This is a genomic window from Mesorhizobium erdmanii USDA 3471 (assembly GCF_000472705.1).
GTDB classification, from domain to species: Bacteria; Pseudomonadota; Alphaproteobacteria; order Rhizobiales; family Rhizobiaceae; genus Mesorhizobium; species Mesorhizobium erdmanii.
The window spans coordinates 335,891-344,184 of record NZ_KI421455.1; the positions used below are offsets into that span (position 1 = coordinate 335,891).

At 64.7% G+C, this 8,294-nt stretch carries 6 protein-coding genes; 5 read left to right on the forward strand and 1 reads right to left on the reverse strand.

Going from position 1 to position 8,294, the window contains the following annotated elements; translation table 11 throughout:
• The first annotated feature begins 181 nt into the window (after positions 1-181).
• The 5 genes from A3AU_RS0134310 (at position 182) to A3AU_RS0134330 (ending at position 7,749) form a co-directional block, all read left to right on the forward strand.
• The gene (locus tag A3AU_RS0134310) at positions 182-5,377 is read left to right on the forward strand and encodes a beta strand repeat-containing protein (protein ID WP_027056891.1); all 5,196 of its coding nucleotides are present in this window, start codon (positions 182-184) and stop codon (positions 5,375-5,377) included.
• Between the two features lie 7 nt (positions 5,378-5,384).
• Positions 5,385-5,942: an invasion associated locus B family protein gene (locus A3AU_RS0134315; RefSeq protein ID WP_027056892.1), complete on the forward strand. Its 558-nt coding sequence runs from the start codon at positions 5,385-5,387 to the stop codon at positions 5,940-5,942.
• A 13-nt stretch (positions 5,943-5,955) separates the two neighbouring features.
• Complete coding sequence (locus tag A3AU_RS0134320) at positions 5,956-6,648, forward strand: hypothetical protein (protein ID WP_027056893.1); 693 nt, start codon at positions 5,956-5,958, stop codon at positions 6,646-6,648.
• A gap of 40 nt (positions 6,649-6,688) precedes the next feature.
• Positions 6,689-7,150 carry a DUF4189 domain-containing protein gene (locus A3AU_RS0134325; RefSeq protein ID WP_027056894.1) on the forward strand — a complete coding sequence of 154 codons (462 nt, stop codon included), beginning with the start codon at positions 6,689-6,691 and terminating at the stop codon, positions 7,148-7,150.
• 89 nt (positions 7,151-7,239) lie between these two features.
• Entirely contained in the window at positions 7,240-7,749 is a 510-nt protein-coding gene (locus tag A3AU_RS0134330) for an invasion associated locus B family protein (RefSeq protein ID WP_245235640.1), read from the forward strand.
• Positions 7,750-7,905: 156 nt separating this feature from the next.
• Here A3AU_RS0134330 and A3AU_RS01000000136730 read toward each other — a convergent pair.
• Positions 7,906-8,294 (reverse strand): DUF1236 domain-containing protein (locus A3AU_RS01000000136730; RefSeq protein ID WP_032918639.1); only part of this gene is annotated, 389 nt, incomplete at its 5' end.

Genomic DNA, 8,294 nt, shown 5'->3' on the forward strand with positions numbered 1-8,294 from the left:
TATTCTATTACTTGGTTTTAAAGCATCAGCTAAGGTAACGAGCCGTTAACCTCCGTCGGTTTGCTCCGGGTTTTTCTCACAAAACAGCAATTTCGTGAAATACGGAAGGCATGAATCATGTCTTCCTGCGATGTGTTGAAATTGTCAGACATTTGTCGTGCCGGCCAGCGGAGAGGGAACCATGACCGATATCAGCATTTCGAGTGACACATCCGTTCGGCGTCGCGTAGCTGATTTTGCCGGGCACTGGATCGTGGGCGCCGACTTCGGTTCCCGCTCGCTGCGCCGCCGCCTGATGGCGGTGCTGCGGATGGCGTCTCGCGTGCTTGGCATGCGACGCAAGGGACATGGGCTTGGAGCGCTCGGCAACGGCAGGATGCTGACGGCGGCGCTGGGTGCGATCGCATTGGCCGGCATCGCCACGCCGGCACTCGCGCAGGTTTTCGGCGGCGGCGGCACGGCAAATGGCGTGCGCGGTATCGCGTTTGGATCCGGAGCCGTGCAAAACGGAGCCGATTCCATTGCCGAGGGCACCAATGCCAGCGCGGGCAGCCAGAATGCCGTGGCAATAGGGTTCCAGTCACTCGCCTCCCAGATCAACTCCGTCTATCTTGGCTCGCGAACCGCTGCGGGAACAGGTAGTACTGGTACGAGCGCCATCGGCATTGGCACTGATGTCACGGCATCCCAGGCTGACGCCATCGGGATAGGACGTTCATCCGTTGCGTCGGCACAATACTCGGTGGCTCTCGGCCTGAACGCGCAAGCCACAGGCACCGGCGGCGCGATGGCGCTGGGCAGTGGCTCGATCTCAAGCAACGTCAATTCTGTCGCACTTGGCGTGCAAGCTCAAGCAATCGCGGCAGGCGCCAACGCGTTGGGTACCTTCTCTGTTGCTTCGGGAGGGAACTCCACCGCGGTCGGTACCAGCTCCGCGGCCAGCAACAACTACGCATTTGCCGGTGGCTGGTCGTCCGTCGCCAGTGGGGACAGTTCCGTTGCCCTTGGCAAGTCAGCCGGTGCATCGGGCATCAACTCGGTCGCCGTCGGCTCCAGCACCGTTGCTTCGGGAGCTTTTGGAGTTGCCTTGGGTAACCAGGCACAGACGCTCGCTGCCGGTGGTGCTGTGGCGATAGGCTCGGGCGCAATTGTGGCAAATGGCGCGACCTCCGGCGTCGCTCTCGGCAACAATGCAAACGCCGGCTCCAATCTTGCCACCGCGGTCGGCGTCGGCGCGAATGCCTCGGGGAGTGGGGCTGTGTCCATGGGTTCCAGTGCTAAAGCGACTGCCATTAATGCAGTCGCTTTAGGCGCGGGCGCGGCCGCGAGCCAGGCAAACACCCTAGCTTTAGGCGAGTTCTCCACTGCCAGTGGCGTGAACAGCACATCGATCGGTGGTGGGTCGGTCGCAAGCGGGCTTCAGGCGGTCTCTTTGGGTATCAACGCGAATGGAGCAGGCGCCAACGCAATTGCAGTCGGAACAGCGGTGCAGGCTACCGGCACCCAATCGATCGCCAGCGGCTATCAGGCCGCGGCATCCCAGGATAACACGATTGCGATAGGTACCCTAACCAAAGCAACCGGAACCGGCGCAACGGCGATGGGCAACGCAGCCAGTGCCTGGGGCAATCAATCCATCGCATTTGGTGTGGGCGCGCAGGCGGGCGTTCAGGCCAATACGGCCGTGCCCAACAGCATCGCGATCGGCACCAATTCGCTCTCTTCCGGCGGTTTCGCCACCGCAGTGGGCACTTCCTCAACTGCCAGTGGCGTCGCTAGCACCGCGATTGGCATGAGCACCGTAGCTGGCGGCGACAATTCGGCAGCCATGGGCTACCAGGCCAGCGCGACCGGAGCGGACTCCGTTTCGGTTGGGTCCGCAGCCAAGGCCACCGGTGCCCGTGCGTTTGCGGGCGGCCGTACGGTCACGGCCTCAGGCGACGATTCCATCGCCATCGGCACAACTTCCGTCTCTTCAGGGGCAGCCTCGACGGCACTCGGAGCGGGTGCGGTGGCACAAGACGTAAACGCGGTCGCCATGGGCACCGCCGCCAGCGCGATCACCGCCGATTCCGTCGCCATCGGCACGGGCGCCGTGGCCGACGGCGGCAAGTCGGTCGCCATCGGCGCGGGCAACACCGCTTTCGGCGACGGCGCGGTCGCCATAGGCGATCCGAGCTATGCGAGCGGCACGGGCGCCTTTACTGGCGGCGCCAACAACATCGCCAACAGCGACGGCACGGCAACCGCCACGGCCGCGAACATGGCCAATGGCGCGGTCGCCATCGGCAATAACAACAAGGCGATCGGACAGGGCTCCGTGGCGCTGGGCAACGGCTCGACGGCGGGTGCCGCCGGCCTCGCGGGCAATGTCGCGCTGGGCAATGGCGCGACGGCGGCGGCAAGCTCCGGCGACGTGGCGCTTGGCTCCGGCTCGGTTACCGCGGTTGCGGTCGGCACGCCGAGCGGGGTGGTCAACGGCACGACCTATGCCTTCCAGGGCACCAACCCAACCTCGACGGTCAGCATCGGTGCGCCCGGCGCTGAGCGCACACTTACCAATCTGGCGGCGGGGCGGATCAGTGCGCTCTCGACCGACGCGGTCAACGGCTCGCAGCTCTTCGCCACCAACCAGGCGGTCGACGCCATCGGCGCCACGCTCAACAACATCAACGTCGGCGGCGGCATCAAGTATTTCCATGCCAACTCGACGCTGGTGGATTCGTCGGCGACAGGTGCGGACTCCGTCGCGATCGGACCTGCCGCGACCGCGTCGGGGGCGGACGCTATCGCAGCCGGCGCCAATGCGATCGCCAGTGGCACAAACTCCTCTTCATTCGGGTTTCAATCGAAGGCGACGGGAGACAATTCTCTTGCTGCCGGCGTCAGCGCCAACGCCAGCGGAATCGGCAGTACCGCACTCGGTATCGGAACCGTGGCCGGCGGCGCTGAATCTACAGCCGTGGGCTTCCTCGCGAATGCGACGGGGCAAAATTCGATCGCGCTGGGCGCCAACGCCGTCGCCAGCAATGCCAGCGACGTGGCGCTGGGCGCGGGTTCGGTGACTGCTGTGGCGGTCGGCACGCCGAGCGCCGTCATCAACGGCACGACCTATGCCTTCCAGGGCACCAATCCGGCCTCGACGGTCAGCGTCGGCGCGGTCGGCGCCGAACGCACGATCACCAATGTCGCGGCGGGGCGGATCAGCGGCTCCTCGACCGATGCGGTCAACGGCTCGCAGCTTTTCGCCACCAACCAGGCGGTCGACGCCATCGGCGCCACCGTCAACACTATCGGGGGCAACATCACCAATCTCGGCAACACGCTCAACAACATCGCCGGCGATACCTCGACCGCCTATACCGACGCCAATGGAGTGGGCATACGCTACGCCCGCACCAACGAAACCGGACTGGCGCAGACCGATTCCTTCGCTCAAGGCGTCGGCTCCACCGCCGTTGGCTACCAGGCGACCGCGACCGGCGTCAGCGCGCTGGCACTCGGCCGCGACAGTGCGGCCAGTATCGATGGCGGCGTCGCCCTTGGCTCGGGTTCGGTTTCCGACCGCGCGCTGGCTCCGGCCACCGGCCAGATCGCGGCCGGCCCGTCGAACTTCATCCAGTACAACACCACCGACAAGACGCTGCTCGGCGCCGTGTCGGTCGGCACCAGCACTTCGTACCGCCAGATCACCAACGTGGCCGATGGTACGCAGGCGCAGGATGCCGTCACTGTCCGGCAGTTGCAGGGAGCGATCGCCGCGGTTTCGGTCACCTCCACCAAGTATTTCCATGCCAATTCGGCGGCGGGCGACTCGCTCGCCGTGGGTGCGGAGTCGGTGGCGGTCGGTCCGACCACGGTCGTCAACGGTGACAATGGCGTCGGCATCGGCAATGGCGCCATCGTCGACCAGACCGCGCCCGGCGGCACGGCCATCGGCCAGAACGCCCATGTGATGCTGGCCGACGGTATCGCGCTCGGCACCAGTTCGCTCGCCTCCGGCGTCCAGTCGATAGCGCTTGGTGCTGGCGCGCAAAGCACCTTCGCCAACAGCGTCGCACTGGGTGCCTCGTCGATCACGACGGTCGGCGCGCAAGCGGGCTATGCGGCCTTTGCCCTGACCGCGCCGCAGACTTCGGCCGGCGAAGTGTCGATCGGCGCCGCCGGCGCAGAACGCAAGCTCACCAATGTCGCGGCGGGCTCGGCCAATACGGACGGCGTCAATGTCTCGCAGCTCAAGGGCGTGTCGCAAAACGTCGCCAACCTGTTCGGCGGCAGCACCACGGTCAATCCCGACGGCTCGGTCACCGGCCCGACCTACACCATCCAGGGCAATAACTATTCGACCGTCTATGATGGCTTCACGGCGGTCGACAATGCGCTGACCAGCATCAGCAATGGCGGCGGCATCAAGTATTTCCACGCCAATTCGACGCTGGCCGACTCCACCGCCAGCGGTACCGACAGTGTCGCGATCGGACCGGCGAGCGTGGCCAGCGGCACAAACAGCGTCGCCGCCGGCAATGGCTCGACGGCCACGGGACAGGGCGCCGTGGCGCTCGGCCAGGGCGCCAAGGCCAACAACGCCAGCGACGTGGCGCTCGGCTCCGGCTCGGTGTCGCAGGCCGCCGTCGGCACCTCCAGCACCACCATTAACGGTAAGACCTACGCCTTTGCCGGCACGACCCCGACCGGAACCGTCAGTGTCGGCGATGCCGGCACCGAGCGGACGATCACCAATGTCGCCGCCGGTCGCGTTTCCTCCGGCAGCACCGACGCGATCAACGGTTCGCAGCTCTACGCCACCAATACGGCGATCGAGGATCTGACCAAGACGATCGGCGGCATCGGCGGCACCGTCCAAAACACCGTGCAGTACGACACGGTGACCAATCCGGACGGATCGACGACCAAGACCAACAAGATAACGCTGCAGGGCGGCGATCCGAATGCGCCTGTCGTCATCTCCAATGTCGGCCCCGGCGTTACCGGCACCGATGCGGTCAACGTCAACCAGTTGAACCAGAACCTGACCCTGAGCAAGAGCTACACCGACCAGGTGGCGGTGACGACCTTGCAGCAGGCCAACAACTATACCGACCAGAAGCTCGGCCAGCTCAATTCCGACATCAGCGGCATCAGGGACGAAGCACGGCAGGCGGCTGCGATCGGACTGGCCGCGGCCTCGCTGCGCTACGATGACCGTCCGGGCAAGCTGAGCGTGGCGGCGGGCGGCGGTTTCTGGCGCGACTCGAGCGCCTTCGCCTTCGGCGCGGGCTACACCAGCGAGGATGGACGCATTCGCGGCAATTTGTCCGGCACGGCGGCGGGTGGAAATGTCGGCGTCGGCGCCGGCCTCAGCTTCACACTGAACTGAGGCGGGAATGAAAGGACTTGCCGCCCTGACTTGCCTGGCGCTCTGCGGCGGCCTGATGCCGGCCGCAGGGCAAGTGGCGTCGCCGTACAGGATCAAGCCTTCGGATGTGGTGCTGCCGCCCGACGTGAAACTGGGAACCTATCAGCGCACCATCCGACCGTTCGAGAACTGGACGCTGATCTGCGACGAGAACCTGAAGGCTCGCAAGAAGGTCTGCAATGTCTCGCAGGTGATCGAGGACGGGGCCGGAAAGATGGCCTTCAGCTGGTCGCTTGCCGCCACCCAGGATGGCAAGCCGTACATGATCCTGCGCACCGCGCCGAACGCCAGGAGCGATGGCGTGGTGTCGCTGAAGTTCGACGGGCGCGACCAGCCTGTCGACGTGCACCTGAACGGCTGCAACGAGCTGGTCTGTGTGGGCATGTTGCCAGTGGGGCCGCTCATGCGCGAGCAGATCGCGCAGAAGGCGACGCCGGCGATCTCCTACCCGACCGTCGACGGCCAGACGATCACCGTGACCGCAACGCTCAAGGGGCTCTCCGAGGCCCTCGCGCCAATCAAGTAACCGGGGCATCACCATGAGCCAGCAAGATCCGTTCATCTCCCCAACGCGCGGCAGTGCGACCATCGAGCCGGACCGCAAAAGGATCGTCGAGCCGGATCGCAAGAGGGCCGCCGAACCGCGGCGGCGGTGGCCGCGCGTCGTCGGATTCGCGTTGTTGAGCGTGGCCATGGTGGGTATCGGCTTCGCCGCGGCGAACTATGCCGCAATCGCCGGCCTCGTCGGCAGCCCGACGGCCGCACAGGCCGGGACGGCGCCGCCCCCAGCGCTGCCGGACACGCCGTTCCTCGAACATGTCAGGCAGGCCGGGGTGCAGGCCTGTTCGACTGTCTATCCGGTACTTGGACAGCTTCTGACCACCGGGGCGAAATACAGCGTCAAATCGTTGTGGAACGACCAAGCCGCTGACAAGCACGCCATGCAGGCCTTTGTCGGCATGGACTATGCCACGGAGAAGTACAGCGGGCCGGCCGCCGGGGTGGTTTTCGCTTCCCCCACCGCCACGGGCTGCGAAGGCGCGATGGTGCGGGTGGCGCCGTTCGCCAGCCCCTGCGCCGACGTCCTGCCGATGCTGCCGCAAGGCAGCAAGATCACCGATCATCTCGGACAGGTCGAGGTGTACGAACTTGGCGGCAACACGGGGGAAGCGCTTCTCTTGCCGACGGGTGGCAGCTGCGTGGTCATTTCGGTCGCGTCGGCGGCGAAATGAGGCACGCGGGCGGATGGGCTCCTGGAAAGGATTGCAGACCATGAAATCGCGACGTTTGGCAGTTTTGGGCATGGCCTTGCTGTGGAGCGGTCACGTCATCTCGGCTGACCTGGTGGAACCAGCGGAGCCGGCTCAGGAGGAAAAAGGCATCTGGGCAGCCATCGCCTATTCCCAGACCGATACTAAATACGGCTTCTTCTGGGGAGCCGACAAGCGGCAGGAGGCGAAGGACATCGCGCAGAAACATTGCAAGAACGCGGGCGGAAAGGCCTGCAACGTCGTCGCTGTGTTCCGCAATCATCGCCATTGGAATGACGACGACGAGACCGGCTTTCCCTACAAGCATTGCGGCGCGCTTGCCATGGCCGACAAGGTCGAGAACCGTTTCACGCCCTGGGGCGTGAATTCGGCCGAGACCCGCCGGGAAGCCGAAGACCTCGCTTTGCAGGCCTGCCAGGCGTCGGGAGCCCAATGCAAGATCCGCGAATGGGTCTGTACGTGAGTCGGTTGAACGGCGCTCCCTTCGACGGAAAGAGAAAGTCGCAATCATTGGTCCATGGACATGTTCTCCTGAAGGCGGCCGTCGTCTCCGTGGCTGCCTTCGCCGCTACGGTGCCGGCTGCCTTGGCGCAGCAACAGCAGCAGGTAGCGTCGCTTCCGAACGGCGCATCGTCGGTCCAGGAAACCTATCAGGACTGGCAGCTGGCCTGCAGCCTGCAGGACAATGCCCGGGTCTGTACGGTCACTCAGGACCAGACACAGAAAAACGGCCAGCGGCTTCTGGCCGTCGAGTTGCGGGTGGGGCAGAAGGGTGGATTGACGGGAACCTTGCTGCTGCCCTTCGGCATATTGTTCGACCCGGGCGTGACATTCCAGATCGACGATCAGCCGCCCCTGTCGCAGCAGCGGTTAAGGACCTGCCTGCCAAACGGCTGTATCGTGGTGTTTTCGATCGATCGGTCGACGCTCGGAAAGATGAAGGTGGGCTCGGTGCTGAAGCTCAACCTCACCACCGCCGCCGAGACCCCGCTGACATTTCCGGTGTCGCTCAACGGCCTGTCGGCGGCACTCGACCGCATGGTTGCGTTGAGCGCACGGTGAACAAGGGCGGCTCTGTTCGAGGCTAGCCGCCGTCGCCGAGCCGCTGGGATCGCCCGGCCAATCAGCGAGGCGGCAAAGGCGACGAGATGCAGCAATGGTGCGAAAGTTGGGCCGCCTTGCCTGTGGCAAGGCGGCTACCAGACTTTCGCACTCAGGCTAGGTCAGGATGAGTACGATCTTGAGCGTGTCCGGATCGACGATGACGATGCGACCATCCGCAAGCATGAAATATTCATAAGTTTCGTAAGCCGGGATGATCTTGACGATGCGAGCCGGCAAACGATGCAACCTTATCTTGTGGTTGCGGGGAACGTCGACGCCCACCGAGATGTCGAAATCGACTCTGGCCACCGGCTCGACCTTGGTCTCCCTGATCACATTGGTGATTTCAGTCTTCTGTTCGACCGTCACATTGGTGATGGAGGCGGTTGAAGTCTTGTCCTGTGAGGAGGCCTTGCCCTGGGCCTGCTGGTCCGTGGTGGCGCCGGCCTTACCCTGGGCTTGCTGATCGGTCTGGACCTTAGCCTTGCCCTGGGCCTGCTGGT